The following is a 14,847-nucleotide window of genomic DNA, read 5'->3' as shown; positions in this document are numbered from 1 at the left end:
ACCGATGTTATCTCGCCATCGCAAGCATGCTCGCTCCCACAGGGTTTTGGGTTTTAACTGAAGGGTCATGGCATAATCCCTCACCTTCAATTTCCAGCACCTGTAAAGGGGGCAATTCCTTGACCGTTTCAAGCAAAACGTTGCACCTTTTCGGCATCAAAGCCTGCGACACCATGAAAAAGGCGCGCACCTGGCTCGATGAACACGCTGTCAGCTATGACTTTCATGATTACAAAGCGGTCGGAATCGACCGTGAACACCTGAACCAATGGTGCGACGAGCACGGCTGGCAAGTGGTGTTGAACCGTGCAGGCACGACCTTTCGCAAGCTCGACGACGAACGCAAAGCCGATCTCGATCAGCCGAAAGCCATCGAACTGATGCTCGCACAACCTTCGATGATCAAGCGCCCGGTGCTCGATCTCGGTGACAGAACCCTGATTGGCTTCAAGCCAGATATCTACGCGGCGGCACTCAAGTAAGGCAGCCCGTTCCATTTTGTTAGAGGTATCAACATGTCCACTACCCTGTTCAGCCTGGCCTTTGGTGTCGGCACTCAAAACCGTCAAGGCGCATGGCTGGAAGTGTTTTACGCGCAGCCACTGCTCAACCCGTCAGCCGAACTGGTCGCTGCCATTGCGCCGGTTCTGGGCTACACCGAAGGCAATCAGGCCATCGCTTTCAGCACCGCCCAGGCGTCGCAACTGGCTGAAGCGCTGAAAGGCGTCGACGCTGCACAAGCAGCGCTGCTGACCCGTCTGGCCGAGAGCCACAAGCCGCTGGTTGCCACACTGCTGGCCGAAGACGCGCAACTGACCTCCACGCCTGAGGCTTACCTCAAGCTGCACCTGCTGTCCCACCGTCTGGTCAAGCCGCACGGCCTGAACCTGGCCGGGATCTTCCCGTTGCTGCCGAACGTAGCCTGGACCAGCCAGGGTGCGATCGACCTGTCCGAACTGGCTGAGCATCAACTGGAAGCCCGTCTGCGTGGCGAGTTGCTGGAAGTGTTCTCGGTGGACAAGTTCCCGAAAATGACCGACTACGTGGTACCGGCCGGCGTGCGCATCGCTGACGCGGCACGTATTCGCCTCGGCGCTTATTTGGGCGAAGGCACCACCGTGATGCACGAAGGTTTCGTCAACTTCAACGCCGGCACCGAAGGCCCGGGCATGATCGAAGGCCGTGTATCGGCTGGCGTGTTCGTCGGCAAGGGTTCGGACTTGGGCGGCGGCTGCTCGACCATGGGCACCCTGTCGGGCGGCGGTAACATCGTGATCAAGGTTGGCGAAGGCTGCCTGATCGGCGCCAACGCCGGTATCGGTATCCCGTTGGGCGATCGCAATACCGTTGAGTCGGGCCTGTACGTAACGGCCGGTACCAAGGTCGCGCTGCTGGATGAGCACAACAAACTGGTCAAAGTGGTTAAAGCCCGTGAACTGGCTGGTCAACCTGACCTGTTGTTCCGCCGCAATTCAGAGACCGGTGCCGTGGAGTGCAAAACCCACAAATCGGCTATCGAACTGAACGAAGCGCTGCACGCTCACAACTAAGCAGAGCGTCAAACGATCACCTGATCTTGTAGGAGCGAGGCTTGCCCGCGAAGCTTTTAGCGCCAGTGATGACGCCTTCGCGGGCAAGCCTCGCTCCTACAGGTCAGGCGTTCCCCCCGCCCATGTCACCAGGGCCGAACACCATGATGATTCCTTCTCCCTGGCGCGCCGATTTTCCGGCCATCGCCGCACTGCAACGGCAAGACCAGACCTATCTGGACAACGCCGCCACCACACAAAAACCTCAAGCCCTGCTGGACGCCCTGGCGCATTACTACGCCAACGGCGCGGCTAACGTGCATCGGGCGCAACACTTGCCCGGCGCCCATGCCACCCAGGCGTTCGAGGACAGCCGCCGCAAAGTTGCGCAATGGCTCAATGCCGGCGATTGCGGGCAGATTATCTTTACCCACGGTGCAACCTCCGCGCTGAACCTCCTGGCCTATGGCCTGGAACACCTTTTCAATCCGGGCGATGAAATTGTCATCAGCGCTCTGGAGCATCACGCCAACCTGTTGCCGTGGCAGCAACTGGCCCACCGTCGCGACCTGAAACTGGTGATCCTGCCGCTGGATGTCGATGGTTTGATTGATCTGGAGGCCGCCGCTCGCCTGATCGGCCCGCGTACACGCCTGCTAGCGGTCAGTCAGCTGTCCAACGTGCTCGGCGCCTGGCAACCGTTGCCCGCGCTGTTGGCGATGGCCAAGGCACACAATGCGTTGACCGTGGTCGACGGCGCCCAAGGCGTGGTCCATGGCCGGCACGACGTGCAGGCACTGGGTTGCGACTTCTATGTGTTTTCCAGCCACAAGCTCTACGGCCCCGATGGCCTGGGGGCGCTGTTCGGGCGTAATGAAGTGCTCCCGCAATTGCGACCCTGGCAGTTCGGCGGCGAAATGGTGCTGGATGCCAATTACCACGACGCACGCTTTCGTCCCGCACCGCTGGGGTTCGAGGCCGGAACGCCACCGATCGCCAGTGTGATCGGTCTGGGCGCAACGCTGGACTACCTGACCGGGCTGGATCAGGACGCCGTGTCCGCCCACGAAGCGGCGCTGCATGACTATTTACTCAAAGGCCTGGAAGCGCGCAACGGCATTCGCCTGCTGGGCAAACCGCAACTGGCGCTGGCCAGTTTTGTCGTCGAGGGTGTGCATAACGCTGATCTGGCGCATTTGCTGACCGAACAGGGCATCGCCGTGCGCGCCGGTCATCATTGCGCCATGCCGTTGTTCAAGAGCTTTGAACTGGCCGGGGCGATTCGGGTGTCGTTGGCGTTGTACAACGACTCCGAAGACCTTGAGCGCTTTTTTGAAGCGCTGGATCAGGCCCTGGAGTTGTTGCGATGACCTTGCCCGCCGATGCCGTCACGGCTCTGGACACTTTTCAGAAGGCGGCGAGCTGGGAACAACGGGCGCGATTGCTGATGCAGTGGGGCGACCGTCTGCCAGCGTTGAGCGATGTGGATAAAGTCGAGTCCAACCGCGTGCATGGCTGTGAAAGCCAGGTCTGGCTGGTCGGCACGTTGCAGGACGGGCATTGGCAGTTCTGCGCCAGCAGCGATGCGCGGTTGATTCGCGGGTTGGTGGCGTTGCTGCTGGCGCGGGTCAATGGGTTGTCGGCGGTTGAGTTGCGGCAAGTGGATTTGGCGGATTGGTTTAATCAGCTGGGGCTGGGTCGCCAGTTATCCCAATCCCGTAGCAATGGCTTGAATGCTGTTTTACAGCGGATGCGTGAGTTGGCCAATTAAAGGGGCTGCTGCGCAGCCATCGCGGGCAAGCCCGCTCCCACAGGAATTGAATTGCCCCCGCGCCCCGCATCCGGCATAGATCACTGTGGGAGCGGGCTTGCCCGCGAAGAGGCCATCAGCCACTCTGATCAAGCCTGAGGTTTGACCCGATCCGCCGGACGCCGCACCCCAGCCACAATTTTATCCACAGCCTTGGTTGCCGCGACCATGCCGAACGTCGCCGTCACCATCATCACCGCGCCAAAGCCCCCGGCACAGTCGAGCTTCACGCCATCCCCGACAAAACTCTTCTGCAGGCAAATGCTGCCATCGGGTTTCGGGTAGCGCAGTTGCTCGGTGGAAAACACGCACGGCACGCTGTAGTGACGGGTCACGGTGCGGGAGAAGCCGTAGTCGCGGCGCAATGTAGAGCGCACTTTCGATGCCAGCGGATCGTTGAATGTGCGATTCAGGTCGCAGACCTGGATCAGCGTCGGGTCGATCTGCCCGCCCGCACCGCCGGTGGTAATGATCTGGATCTTGCGCCGCTTGCACCAGGCGATCAGCGCCGCCTTGGCGTTGACGCTGTCGATGCAATCGATCACGCAATCAATGTTCGGCGTGATGTATTCGGCCATGGTTTCGCGGGTGACGAAGTCCGCCACCGCATGCACCGTGCAGTCCGGGTTGATCCCGCGCAGGCGCTCAGCCATCACCTCGACCTTGGGCTTGCCGACGGTGTTGTCCAGTGCATGCAGCTGACGGTTGACGTTGCTGACGCAGACGTCGTCCAGGTCGAACAGCGAAATCTCGCCCACGCCACACCGGGCAACGGCTTCCGCCGCCCAGGAACCGACGCCGCCGATGCCGACGATCGCGACATGGGCCGCGCGCAGGCGCTCAAGGCCGTCGATGCCATACAAACGGGCGATGCCAGCAAACCGTGGATCTTCTGTACTCATGACCATTACCCCAAAAACCGGCGCGCATTATAGGGCTGTCGGCGGCCAAGAGCATCTTTGCACTATGAACGGCGGTGTCGACTGCTTTAATTGACAAAAAATTGATCGGAATTGGACTACAACGCTCAGGTCAAAGAACTTAAGTCGACCTGGATTGCCCAATGTCGGGCGTTTCCCTGTTCGCTGTACGGTCAGAGAACCTCCAGTGTAGGATGCGCGCCCCTGCCACCTGGCAGCCGGCCGCCAACCGTTCCTTCGTTCCACAGCCTTTGGAACCTGAAAAAGCTATGTCATCGCGTAAATTTGGACTCAACCTGGTCGTGGTGCTCGCCATCGCAGCCTTGTTTACCGGCTTCTGGGCGCTGATCAATCGCCCGGTCACCGCCCCCAACTGGCCTGAACAGATCTCTGGCTTCTCGTACTCGCCGTTTCAACAAGGCCAGTACCCACAGAAAGACCAGTATCCGACCGACGATGAAATGCGTCGCGACCTGGAGATCATGAGCAAGCTGACGGACAACATCCGGACCTACTCGGTCGACGGCACGCTGGAGGATATCCCCAAACTGGCGGAAGAATTCGGCCTGCGGGTGACCCTGGGGATCTGGATCAGCCCGGACCAGGAACGCAACGAGCGCGAGATCCTGCGCGCCATCGAACTGGCCAACACCTCCCGCAGTGTGGTTCGCGTCGTAGTCGGTAACGAGGCGATCTTCCGTAAGGAAATCACCGCTGCCGAGCTGAGCGTGATCCTGGATCGCGTGCGTGCGGCCGTTAAGGTGCCGGTCACAACCTCTGAACAGTGGCACGTCTGGGAAGAACACCCGGAACTGGCCAAGCACGTCGACCTGATCGCGGCTCACGTTCTGCCCTACTGGGAGTTCATCCCAGTGGACAAGGCCGGTCAGTTCGTTCTCGACCGCGCCCGTGACCTGAAAAAGATGTTCCCGAAAAAACCGTTGCTGCTCTCCGAAGTCGGCTGGCCGAGCAACGGCCGCATGCGCGGTGGCGCCGATGCGTCGCCGGCGGACCAGGCAATTTACTTGCGCACACTGGTCAACAAGCTCAACCGCCAAGGCTTCAACTACTTCGTGATCGAAGCGTTTGACCAGCCGTGGAAGGCCACTGACGAAGGCTCGGTAGGCGCGTACTGGGGCGTGTTCAACGCCGCGCGCCAGCAGAAATTCAACTTTGAAGGCCCGGTGGTAGCGATCCCGCAATGGCGTGTGCTGGCGATCGGCTCGGCCGTGTTGGCCCTGCTGTCCCTGACCTTGCTGATGATCGACGGCTCGGCCCTGCGCCAACGTGGTCGTACCTTCCTGACCTTTATCGCGTTCCTGTGCGGTTCGGTACTGGTGTGGATCGGTTACGACTACAGCCAGCAATACAGCACCTGGTTCAGCTTGACGGTGGGTTTCCTGCTCGCCCTCGGTGCACTCGGGGTGTTTATCGTTCTGCTGACGGAAGCCCATGAACTGGCCGAAGCGGTCTGGACCCACAAACGCCGGCGTGAATTCCTGCCAGTGGTGGGCGATTCAGACTACCGACCGAAGGTGTCGATTCACGTGCCGTGCTACAACGAGCCGCCGGAGATGGTCAAACAGACCCTCAATGCTCTGGCCAACCTCGACTATCCGGACTTCGAAGTCCTGATCATCGACAACAACACCAAGGACCCGGCGGTCTGGGAACCGGTGCGTGATTATTGCGAAACTCTTGGCCCACGCTTCAAGTTCTTCCACGTCGCACCGTTGGCTGGTTTCAAGGGTGGCGCACTGAATTACCTGATTCCACACACCGCCAAAGATGCCGAAGTGATTGCGGTGATCGACTCGGACTACTGCGTCGACCCGAACTGGCTCAAGCACATGGTGCCGCACTTCGCCGACCCGAAAATCGCCGTGGTGCAGTCGCCCCAGGATTATCGCGACCAGAACGAAAGTACCTTCAAGAAGCTCTGCTATGCGGAATACAAAGGCTTCTTCCATATCGGCATGGTCACCCGCAACGACCGTGACGCGATCATCCAGCACGGCACCATGACCATGACCCGGCGCTCGGTACTCGAAGAACTGGGCTGGGCCGACTGGTGCATCTGTGAAGACGCCGAGTTGGGTCTGCGCGTGTTCGAAAAAGGTCTGTCGGCAGCGTATTACCACGACAGCTACGGCAAAGGCCTGATGCCCGATACCTTTATCGACTTCAAAAAACAGCGTTTCCGCTGGGCCTACGGCGCGATTCAGATCATCAAGCGTCACACCGCCAGCCTGCTGCGCGGCAAAGACACCGAGCTGACCCGTGGCCAGCGTTACCACTTCCTCGCGGGCTGGCTGCCGTGGGTGGCGGATGGCATGAACATCTTCTTCACCGTCGGCGCACTGTTGTGGTCGGCGGCGATGATCATCGTGCCGCAACGGGTCGATCCACCGCTGCTGATTTTCGCGATCCCGCCATTGGCGCTGTTCGTGTTCAAGGTGGGCAAGATCATCTTCCTGTACCGCCGCGCGGTCGGGGTCAACCTGAAAGACGCCTTCTGTGCCGCACTGGCCGGGCTGGCGTTATCGCACACCATCGCCAAAGCGGTGCTGTACGGCTTCTTCACCAGCAGCATTCCGTTCTTCCGTACACCGAAGAATGCCGATAACCACGGCTTCTGGGTGGCGATTTCGGAGGCTCGCGAAGAGGTGTTCATCATGCTGCTGTTGTGGGGCGCGGCGCTGGGGATCTTCCTGGTGCAAGGCCTGCCGAGCAACGACATGCGCTTCTGGGTGACCATGTTGCTGGTGCAGTCGCTGCCGTACCTGGCGGCGCTGATCATGGCGTTCCTGTCGTCGCTGCCCAAACCTTCGGTAGAAGCTGCGCCTCTGCCTGCGGTCTAAATCAACACAGATGCACTAAACGGCGGCCAATGGCCGCCGTTTTGCTTTAAGATAACCGCCATTTTGCAGGCCTTGCGCCCAATAGCCTGACCCAATACCTGTGGGAGCGAGCCTGCTCGCGATGCAGGCGATGAGGTTTGTCATACGGACCGTGTCATCGTTCATCGCGAGCAGGCTCACTCCCACATTTACAGCTTCTGGAGTTTTCCATGACGGCCCACGCCGACCTTTCGCCGACCCTTCAACTCGCCATCGACCTGATCCGTCGTCCATCCGTGACGCCGGTCGACGCCGATTGCCAGAAGCAGATGATGCAGCGCCTGGGCGATGCCGGTTTTATGCTGGAACCGATGCGCATCGAAGATGTGGATAACTTCTGGGCGACCCACGGCAAACACGACGGCCCGGTGCTGTGCTTCGCCGGTCACACCGACGTGGTGCCGACAGGTCCGGTGGCTGCCTGGCAGATCGATCCGTTCAACGCGGTGATCGACGAACACGGCATGCTCTGCGGCCGTGGCGCGGCAGACATGAAAGGCAGCCTTGCGTCCATGACCGTGGCAGCCGAGCGTTTCGTCGCCGACTATCCGGATCACAAGGGCAAGGTCGCGTTCCTGATCACCAGCGACGAAGAAGGTCCGGCGCACCACGGCACCAAGGCTGTGGTCGAACGCCTTGCCGCCCGCAAGGAACGTCTGGACTGGTGCATCGTCGGTGAGCCGTCGAGCACCACGCTGGTGGGTGATGTGGTCAAGAACGGCCGTCGCGGTTCCCTCGGTGCTAAATTGACCGTGCGCGGCGTGCAGGGCCACGTGGCGTATCCGCACCTGGCGAAGAACCCGATCCACCTCGCCGCCCCGGCGCTGGCCGAACTTGCCGCCGAGCACTGGGACCATGGCAACGATTTCTTCCCGCCGACCAGTTTCCAGATCTCCAACGTCAATTCCGGCACCGGCGCGACCAACGTGATTCCGGGTGATCTGGTGGCGGTGTTCAACTTCCGCTTCTCCACCGAGTCCACCGTCGAAGGCCTGCAAAAGCGCGTCGCCGACATTCTCGACAAGCATGGCCTGGACTGGCACATCGACTGGGCGCTGTCCGGTCTGCCGTTCCTCACCGAGCCGGGCGCGCTGCTCGACGCGGTGTCGGCGAGCATCAAGGACATCACCGGTCGTGACACCAAGGCCTCCACCAGCGGCGGCACTTCCGATGGGCGCTTCATCGCGACCATGGGCACCCAAGTGGTTGAGCTGGGCCCGGTCAACGCGACGATCCACCAGGTCAACGAACGTGTACTGGCGGCGGACCTCGACGTGCTGACCGAAATCTACTACCAGACCCTGATCAAGTTGCTCGCCTGATGCTCGCCTGCCCGATCTGCAGCGAACCGCTGAACGCGGTGGACAACGGCGTGGCCTGCCCCGCCGGGCATCGTTTCGACCGCGCGCGGCAGGGTTACCTGAACCTGCTGCCGGTGCAGCACAAGAACAGCCGTGACCCTGGGGATAACCAGGCAATGGTCGAGGCCCGTCGCGACTTTCTGAACGCCGGCCATTACGCGCCGGTGGCCAAGCGTCTGGCGGAACTGGCGGCCGGTTATGCGCCCCAGCGCTGGCTGGACATCGGCTGTGGCGAGGGTTACTACACCGCGCAAATCGCCGAAGCCTTGCCCAACGCCGATGGCTATGCCCTGGACATTTCCCGGGAAGCGGTCAAACGCGCCTGCAAACGCAACCCCGCGCTGACCTGGTTGATCGCCAGCATGGCCCGGGTGCCGTTGGCCTCGGGCAGCTGCCAGTTTCTGGCCAGCGTGTTCAGCCCGCTGGATTGGGAAGAAGCCAAACGCCTGCTCAGCCCCGGTGGCGGCTTGATGAAAGTCGGGCCGACCAGCGGCCATCTGATGGAATTACGTGAGCGGCTGTACGATGAAGTGCGTGAGTACACCGACGACAAGCACTTGGCGTTGGTGCCGGAAGGCATGGCGTTGCAACATAGCGAAACCCTGGAGTTCAAACTGACGCTGGTCAATGGTCAGGATCGCGCGAACCTCTTGGCGATGACACCTCACGGCTGGCGCGCCAGTGCCGAACGCCGGGCAGCGGTCATCGAACAAGTGGAACCGTTCGAGGTCACCGTTTCGATGCGCTACGATTATTTCGTTCTGCAGTAGTTAGAGAGCAACTTAAATTTTTGGTCTTGAGTAAAGGCTCAAGGCCGGCTAAATCCGCGAATGGATTTTTCAGACCCGCAGTGAGGACATCCATGCGCCAACCGGACATCGAGATTTACCTGAAAGACGCCGACGTCGATCACAAAGCCATCGCAGCCTGGCTCGGCGCCGCTTTAGGCCCGTGCACCGACTGGGTTCAGAAAGGCCAGACCTACAAATGCAAGGCCGGTAACGTGCCAGTGACCTGGCTGCCCAAAGCCGTCGGCAAATGGAACAGCCTGTACCTGGAAAGCGACCAGACCCCGTGGGAAGACGACATCGCCTGCGCCCGCGCCGCATTTGCCGCGCTCAACGTCGAAGTGCGTTGTGCGCCGGGTAGTTGGGTCGAGGAAGAAGGTGAGGAAACGGCAGATCGCTGGATTCGCATCAGCGTCGATGGTGAAGAAGAGATCACCTGGAAAACCGCATAAAAAGCCGTACAACGAACCTGTGGGAGCGGGCTTGCCCGCGATTGCGATTTGTCAGCCACATCATTGTTGGATGTGCCGCCGTTATCGCGGGCAAGCCACGCTCCCACAGGGTGGTGTGTGATCTGAAGGGTTGGGTTTACAGCCCCACCACATCCTCAGCCTGCAAACCCTTCTCGCCAGTCACCACCGCATACTCAACCTGCTGACCTTCAGTCAGCGAGCGATGCCCTTCGCCGCGGATCGCGCGGTAGTGTACGAACACGTCCACCCCGTCCTCGCGTTGAATGAAGCCATAACCCTTGGCGTCGTTGAACCACTTCACATTGCCGGTTTCGCGCGTTGCCATGTCTCGGTACCCCTTCTTTTTATTTTGAATGGCCGAGTATATGACAGACGCAAAAACTCTCAACTCAAGTTTACTTAGCAGCTTTTTTGCCGATTTTCAGCGAATACGGCACACTATCGACCGCCCGAGCAACTGCTCGGTTTTATTCACTCACGCAGAAGCCGTATGACCCGTTCCCCGTTCCGCCGTCTTGTGTTTGGCACCCTGCGCCGACTGCTGTACCTCTGGGTTCGCTCGGAGACGATCAACCAGTCGTCGTTCACCCTTAACCTCGACCGCAGCCGGCCAGTGTTCTACGTCCTGCAAAATCCCTCACTGACCGACCTTGCCGTGGTCGATACCGAATGCAGCAAGGCCGGCCTGCCCCGCCCGGTGCTGCCGGTATCGGTGGGTGCGCTGCTGGAGCCCGCCGCGTTCTTTTACCTGACACCGGAGCCCGACTGGCTCGGCCGCCAGGACAAACGCGGTGCGCCGCCGACCCTGACCCGCCTGGTCAGCGCCCTGAGCCAAAACGCCGTCGAAGACGCGCAGATCATTCCGGTCAGCGTGTTCTGGGGCCAGTCGCCAGACAGCGAATCGAGCCCGTGGAAACTGCTGTTCGCCGACAGCTGGGCGGTCACCGGGCGGTTGCGCCGGTTGCTGAGCATCATCGTGCTGGGGCGCAAGACCCGGGTGCAGTTCTCGGCACCGATCCATCTGCGCGAACTGATCGAACACAACAAGGGCCACGAGCGCACTGTGCGCATGGCCCAGCGGATTCTGCGGGTGCACTTCCGCAATCTGAAAGCCGCGGTGATCGGCCCGGACATTTCCCACCGGCGCAATCTGGTCAAAGGCCTGCTCAATCAGCCGCTGGTCAAGCAAGCGATCCTCGACGAAGCCGAGCGCGAGAACATTTCCGCGGAAAAAGCCAAGGCCCAGGCCTTGCGCTATGGCAACGAGATCGCCTCGGACTACACCTACACCGCCATCCGCTTTCTGGAAGTGGTGCTGAGCTGGTTCTGGAACAAGATCTACGACGGGATCAAGGTCAACCACATCGAAGGCGTGCAGAAGGTCGCCCAGGGTCACGAAGTGATCTATGTGCCGTGCCACCGCAGCCACATCGACTATTTGCTGCTGTCCTATTTGCTGTTCCGCAACGGCCTGACCCCGCCGCACATCGCCGCCGGGATCAACCTCAACATGCCGGTGATCGGCAGCCTGCTGCGGCGCGGCGGTGCGTTCTTCATGCGCCGCACCTTCAAGGGCAACCCGCTCTATACCTCGGTGTTCAACGAATACCTGCACACCCTGTTCACCAAAGGCTTCCCGGTCGAGTACTTCGTCGAAGGCGGCCGTTCGCGCACCGGGCGCATGCTGCAACCGAAAACCGGGATGCTCGCGATCACGTTGCGTAGCTTCCTGCGTTCGTCGCGCATGCCGATCGTGTTCGTGCCGGTGTACATCGGTTACGAGCGCGTGCTGGAAGGCCGCACCTACCTCGGCGAATTGCGTGGCGCGAGCAAGAAGAAAGAATCGATCTTCGACATCTTCAAAGTCATCGGCGCGCTCAAACAGCGTTTCGGTCAGGTCGCGGTGAACTTCGGTGAGCCGATCAAACTGGCGGAGTTCCTCGACAGCGAACAGCCCGACTGGCGCCAACAGGCACTCGGCCCGCAATTCAAACCGGCCTGGCTCAACGAAACCACCAACCGCCTCGGCGAGAAAGTCGCGCAGCATCTGAACGAAGCGGCGGCGATCAACCCGGTGAATCTGGTAGCCCTGGCGTTACTGTCCACCAGCCGCCTGGCGCTGGACGATCGGGCCATGGCGCGGGTGCTGGATTTGTATCTGGCGCTGTTGCGCAAGGTTCCTTATTCGCCACACACCACCCTGCCGGACGGTGACGGCCGCGCGCTGATCGAGCATGTGAAAGACATGGACCTGCTGTCTGAGCAGAGTGATGCACTGGGCAAGATTCTGTACCTGGACGAACAGAACGCCGTCCTGATGACCTACTACCGCAACAACGTGCTGCACATTTTCGCGTTGCCGTCGCTGCTGGCGAGTTTCTTCCAGAGTGCGTCGCGCATGAGCCGCGAGCAGATCCTGCGCTACACCCGTGCGCTGTATCCGTACTTGCAATCGGAGCTGTTCATTCGCTGGACGCTGGACGAGCTCGATGGCGTGATCGATCAGTGGCTCGAAGCCTTCGTCGAGCAAGGCCTGCTGCGTTTCGAGAAAGACGTATACCTGCGCCCGGCGCCGAGTTCGCGGCATTTCGTGCTGCTGACGCTGCTATCCAAAAGCATCGCCCAGACCTTGCAGCGCTTCTACATGACTGTTTCCCTGTTGCTCAACAGCGGCCAGAACAGCATCAGCGCCGAAGAACTGGAAGACCTGTGCACCGTCATGGCCCAGCGCCTGTCGATCCTGCACGGGCTGAATGCCCCGGAGTTCTTCGACAAGAGCCTGTTCCGGCACTTCATCCAGACGATGCTCGACCTCGACGTGCTGCGCCGCGACGAAGCCGGCAAGCTGAGCTATCACGAACTGCTCGGCGAACTGGCCGAAGGCGCCGCCAAACGGGTGCTGCCGGCGGAGATTCGCTTGTCGATCCGTCAGGTGGCACTGCATCGCAGTGAGGATGCGGCAGAAACGGCGGTCATGCCTGAAGCGTGAAACTTTCAGACAACTAACCGGAACACGGAGATGTTTTCCGGTTAGTTGATTCGTGAATTAATAGGCTACTTTTAAATAATCGCGATAAGGATATCGAGATGAGCCTATTGAACGAAGAAACCCCAAACATCACTCTAATCTTTAGTTTGCCACCTGACTTTGTTCCGCCCCTCGACGGCGAAAATGAAACAGTTATCGACATCCAGGTCGCTAATACCAAACAACCGATTAACGTCAAAGACTGGCGATACCCTTCGATTACTGATGGCCCGTTTAGTTTTTCATTTGCGCACCACTATCCGGGTATCAGCGTCAAGTACCGGATCAACATACAGATGCTCCATAACCAACAGCCGTTGCTGCTGGAGCAGGACTACTTCGTGATCGTCAATCACGCGCCCTCTCACCACACCCTGCACTTGAGTCCGATCGGGTATTTGTATGTTGAAGTACAAGAAGCGGAGGCCGTAGCCACAGAGCAAGCGGTAACCGTCAGCCTGCATGAAACCGGCAACCCTGGAGTTGAGCTGGTGCGCGTCACACACGATGAACAAACTGCAACTTCATTTTATTTGAAATATGACCCAGACGATGTCGTCCCCGGAAAGCTCTATGCACTGAGCGGGATTGAAAACAGATACCACCAACACATCTCCGTATCTCCAGGCCCCATCGAGCTTTTACCGACACTACAACCGGCAAGTTCGCGCCTATTGCACACGCTCAATCAGCGGCTAGATGCGCCATTACGTTTGCTCACTGACACTATTGCCAAAATCCGCTAGATTTCCTTGAGCGCCGGGCTTCTTCCGATGCTCAAGCCTTAGAGGTTGCGATGAAAAAAATTTCTGTTCTTGCGGCTGCCACTTTGTTGAGCGCCTGCCAGTCAACTACACCGGCCACCAAAGTCAGCCTTGACGGCGAAGTGTTCTACCTGCAACGCATCGCCCTGCCACCTGACGCGACCCTGAGCATCAGCCTGCAGGACGTGTCCCTGGCCGACGCGCCGGCGGTGGTGCTCGATGCACAGAAAGGTCCGGTCAAGGGCCAGGTGCCGCTGCCGTTTCATTTGAGCTACGATCCGGCCCAGGTCAAACCCGCCATCGTTATTCGGTCAGCGCGCGGATCGACGTGGACGGCAAATTGATGTTCATCTCCACTGAACATCACGCCGTAAAACTGGATGGCAAAGATCCACAGCCACTGAAAATCCGCGTCGATGCCGTCCGTTAACTGTCTTTTCTGAACTTTTTTTCACAAGGAAGCCGCCATGTTGCGCCCTACCCTTCGCTTCGCCGGCCTGTGCGCAGGCTTGATGATTTGCGCTAATGCCCTGGCACTGTCACTCACTGACCTGTCGCAACAAGACGCCAGCGGCGGCCTCAAGGACGCACTGACCCAAGGCGCACAACTGGCCGTCAAGCAACTTGGCACGCCCGGCGGTTTCAGCAACAACCCGGACGTGAAAATCGAACTGCCGGGAAAACTGGGTAAGGTCGCCAAGAAAATGAAACAGTTCGGCATGGGCGACCAGGTCGATCAACTGGAAACCAGCATGAACAAGGCAGCTGAAGCGGCGGTAACGCAAGCTCAGCCGATTCTGGTGAATGCGGTGAAGAAGATGACCGTGGAAGATGCCAAGGGGATTCTCAGCGGCGGCCAGGATTCGGCCACTCAGTACCTGAGCAAAACCAGCCGCGAACAGATCCGCATCAAGTTCTTGCCGATCGTCAAGCAAGCCACCGACCAGGTGGGTTTGGCTCAGCAATACAACGCGTTCGCCGGGCAAGCCGCAACGCTGGGTGTGCTGGATGCGAAAAATGCCAACATCGAAAGCTACGTGACCGAACAGGCGTTGAACGGGTTGTTCGAGATGATTGGCAAACAGGAAGAAACCATTCGCAAGAACCCTGCGGCAGCGGCGACCAATTTGGCGAAGAAAGTCTTCGGCACACTCTAAACCCGCTGGCAGCGGGCTTGCTCGCGAAGGAGTCAACGCGGTCTATCTGAACGACCGCGTTGTGTGCATCGCGAGCAGCTCGCTCCCAGAAAGAGTCAGACCGCCGGCACCGTCACA

13 protein-coding genes and 1 pseudogene are annotated in these 14,847 nt (G+C 59.7%); 12 read left to right on the top strand and 2 right to left on the bottom strand.

Annotated features, from left to right (window positions below):
• The first annotated feature begins 119 nt into the window (after positions 1 to 119).
• The 4 genes from J3D54_RS14230 (at position 120) to J3D54_RS14215 (ending at position 3,300) form a co-directional block, all read left to right on the top strand.
• A complete protein-coding gene (locus J3D54_RS14230) occupies positions 120 to 482 on the top strand; it encodes an ArsC family reductase (RefSeq protein ID WP_301293349.1) in 363 nt (120 codons plus the stop codon).
• Between the two features lie 33 nt (positions 483 to 515).
• On the top strand, positions 516 to 1,550 hold the full coding sequence (dapD, locus tag J3D54_RS14225) for a 2,3,4,5-tetrahydropyridine-2,6-dicarboxylate N-succinyltransferase (RefSeq protein WP_253419159.1): 1,035 nt from the start codon (positions 516 to 518) through the stop codon (positions 1,548 to 1,550).
• Between the two features lie 143 nt (positions 1,551 to 1,693).
• The gene (locus J3D54_RS14220) at positions 1,694 to 2,899 is read left to right on the top strand and encodes an aminotransferase class V-fold PLP-dependent enzyme (RefSeq protein WP_253419155.1); all 1,206 of its coding nucleotides are present in this window, start codon (positions 1,694 to 1,696) and stop codon (positions 2,897 to 2,899) included.
• Positions 2,896 to 3,300: a SufE family protein gene (locus J3D54_RS14215; protein WP_253419153.1), complete on the top strand. Its 405-nt coding sequence runs from the start codon at positions 2,896 to 2,898 to the stop codon at positions 3,298 to 3,300. Before J3D54_RS14220 ends, J3D54_RS14215 begins: the two co-directional genes overlap by 4 nt.
• A 128-nt stretch (positions 3,301 to 3,428) precedes the next feature.
• Here J3D54_RS14215 and tcdA read toward each other — a convergent pair whose 3' ends face one another.
• Positions 3,429 to 4,247: a tRNA cyclic N6-threonylcarbamoyladenosine(37) synthase TcdA gene (gene tcdA / locus J3D54_RS14210; RefSeq protein WP_253419149.1), complete on the bottom strand. Its 819-nt coding sequence runs from the start codon at positions 4,245 to 4,247 to the stop codon at positions 3,429 to 3,431.
• A gap of 281 nt (positions 4,248 to 4,528) precedes the next feature.
• On the opposite strand from tcdA, the gene J3D54_RS14205 reads away from it, so the two are divergent.
• From J3D54_RS14205 to J3D54_RS14190, 4 genes are all read left to right on the top strand, one after another.
• Positions 4,529 to 7,120: a glycosyltransferase gene (locus J3D54_RS14205; protein ID WP_253419146.1), complete on the top strand. Its 2,592-nt coding sequence runs from the start codon at positions 4,529 to 4,531 to the stop codon at positions 7,118 to 7,120.
• A gap of 209 nt (positions 7,121 to 7,329) precedes the next feature.
• The gene (gene dapE / locus J3D54_RS14200; protein WP_028939204.1) at positions 7,330 to 8,481 is read left to right on the top strand and encodes a succinyl-diaminopimelate desuccinylase; all 1,152 of its coding nucleotides are present in this window, start codon (positions 7,330 to 7,332) and stop codon (positions 8,479 to 8,481) included.
• Positions 8,481 to 9,290, top strand: a complete 810-nt coding sequence (locus J3D54_RS14195; RefSeq protein ID WP_253419143.1) for a putative RNA methyltransferase — start codon at positions 8,481 to 8,483, stop codon at positions 9,288 to 9,290. The genes dapE and J3D54_RS14195 overlap by 1 nt, the downstream gene beginning before the upstream one ends.
• A 92-nt stretch (positions 9,291 to 9,382) precedes the next feature.
• Positions 9,383 to 9,760, top strand: a complete 378-nt coding sequence (locus tag J3D54_RS14190; RefSeq protein WP_253419140.1) for a hypothetical protein — start codon at positions 9,383 to 9,385, stop codon at positions 9,758 to 9,760.
• Between the two features lie 136 nt (positions 9,761 to 9,896).
• Here the strand turns inward: J3D54_RS14190 and J3D54_RS14185 are convergent, their stop codons facing one another.
• Positions 9,897 to 10,106, bottom strand: a complete 210-nt coding sequence (locus tag J3D54_RS14185; RefSeq protein WP_007964248.1) for a cold-shock protein — start codon at positions 10,104 to 10,106, stop codon at positions 9,897 to 9,899.
• Positions 10,107 to 10,271: 165 nt separating this feature from the next.
• On the opposite strand from J3D54_RS14185, the gene plsB reads away from it, so the two are divergent.
• The 4 genes and pseudogenes from plsB to J3D54_RS14165 all read left to right on the top strand — a co-directional run bounded on the left by plsB (position 10,272) and on the right by J3D54_RS14165 (position 14,730).
• Complete coding sequence (gene plsB, locus J3D54_RS14180; RefSeq protein ID WP_253419137.1) at positions 10,272 to 12,770, top strand: glycerol-3-phosphate 1-O-acyltransferase PlsB; 2,499 nt, start codon at positions 10,272 to 10,274, stop codon at positions 12,768 to 12,770.
• 98 nt (positions 12,771 to 12,868) lie between these two features.
• Entirely contained in the window at positions 12,869 to 13,555 is a 687-nt protein-coding gene (locus J3D54_RS14175; RefSeq protein ID WP_253419134.1) for a hypothetical protein, read from the top strand.
• A 50-nt stretch (positions 13,556 to 13,605) separates the two neighbouring features.
• Positions 13,606 to 14,003, top strand: a pseudogene (locus J3D54_RS14170) (YbaY family lipoprotein).
• 37 nt (positions 14,004 to 14,040) lie between these two features.
• Positions 14,041 to 14,730 (top strand): DUF4197 domain-containing protein, encoded by a 690-nt coding sequence (locus tag J3D54_RS14165; protein ID WP_253419131.1) that lies wholly within the window; start codon positions 14,041 to 14,043, stop codon positions 14,728 to 14,730.
• The last annotated feature ends 117 nt before the right edge of the window (positions 14,731 to 14,847 follow it).

Source organism: Pseudomonas sp. GGS8, assembly GCF_024168645.1.
Lineage (GTDB): Bacteria > Pseudomonadota > Gammaproteobacteria > Pseudomonadales > Pseudomonadaceae > Aquipseudomonas.
The sequence above is the reverse complement of the archived record's forward strand: the minus strand, read 5'-3'. Positions and strand labels throughout refer to the sequence as shown.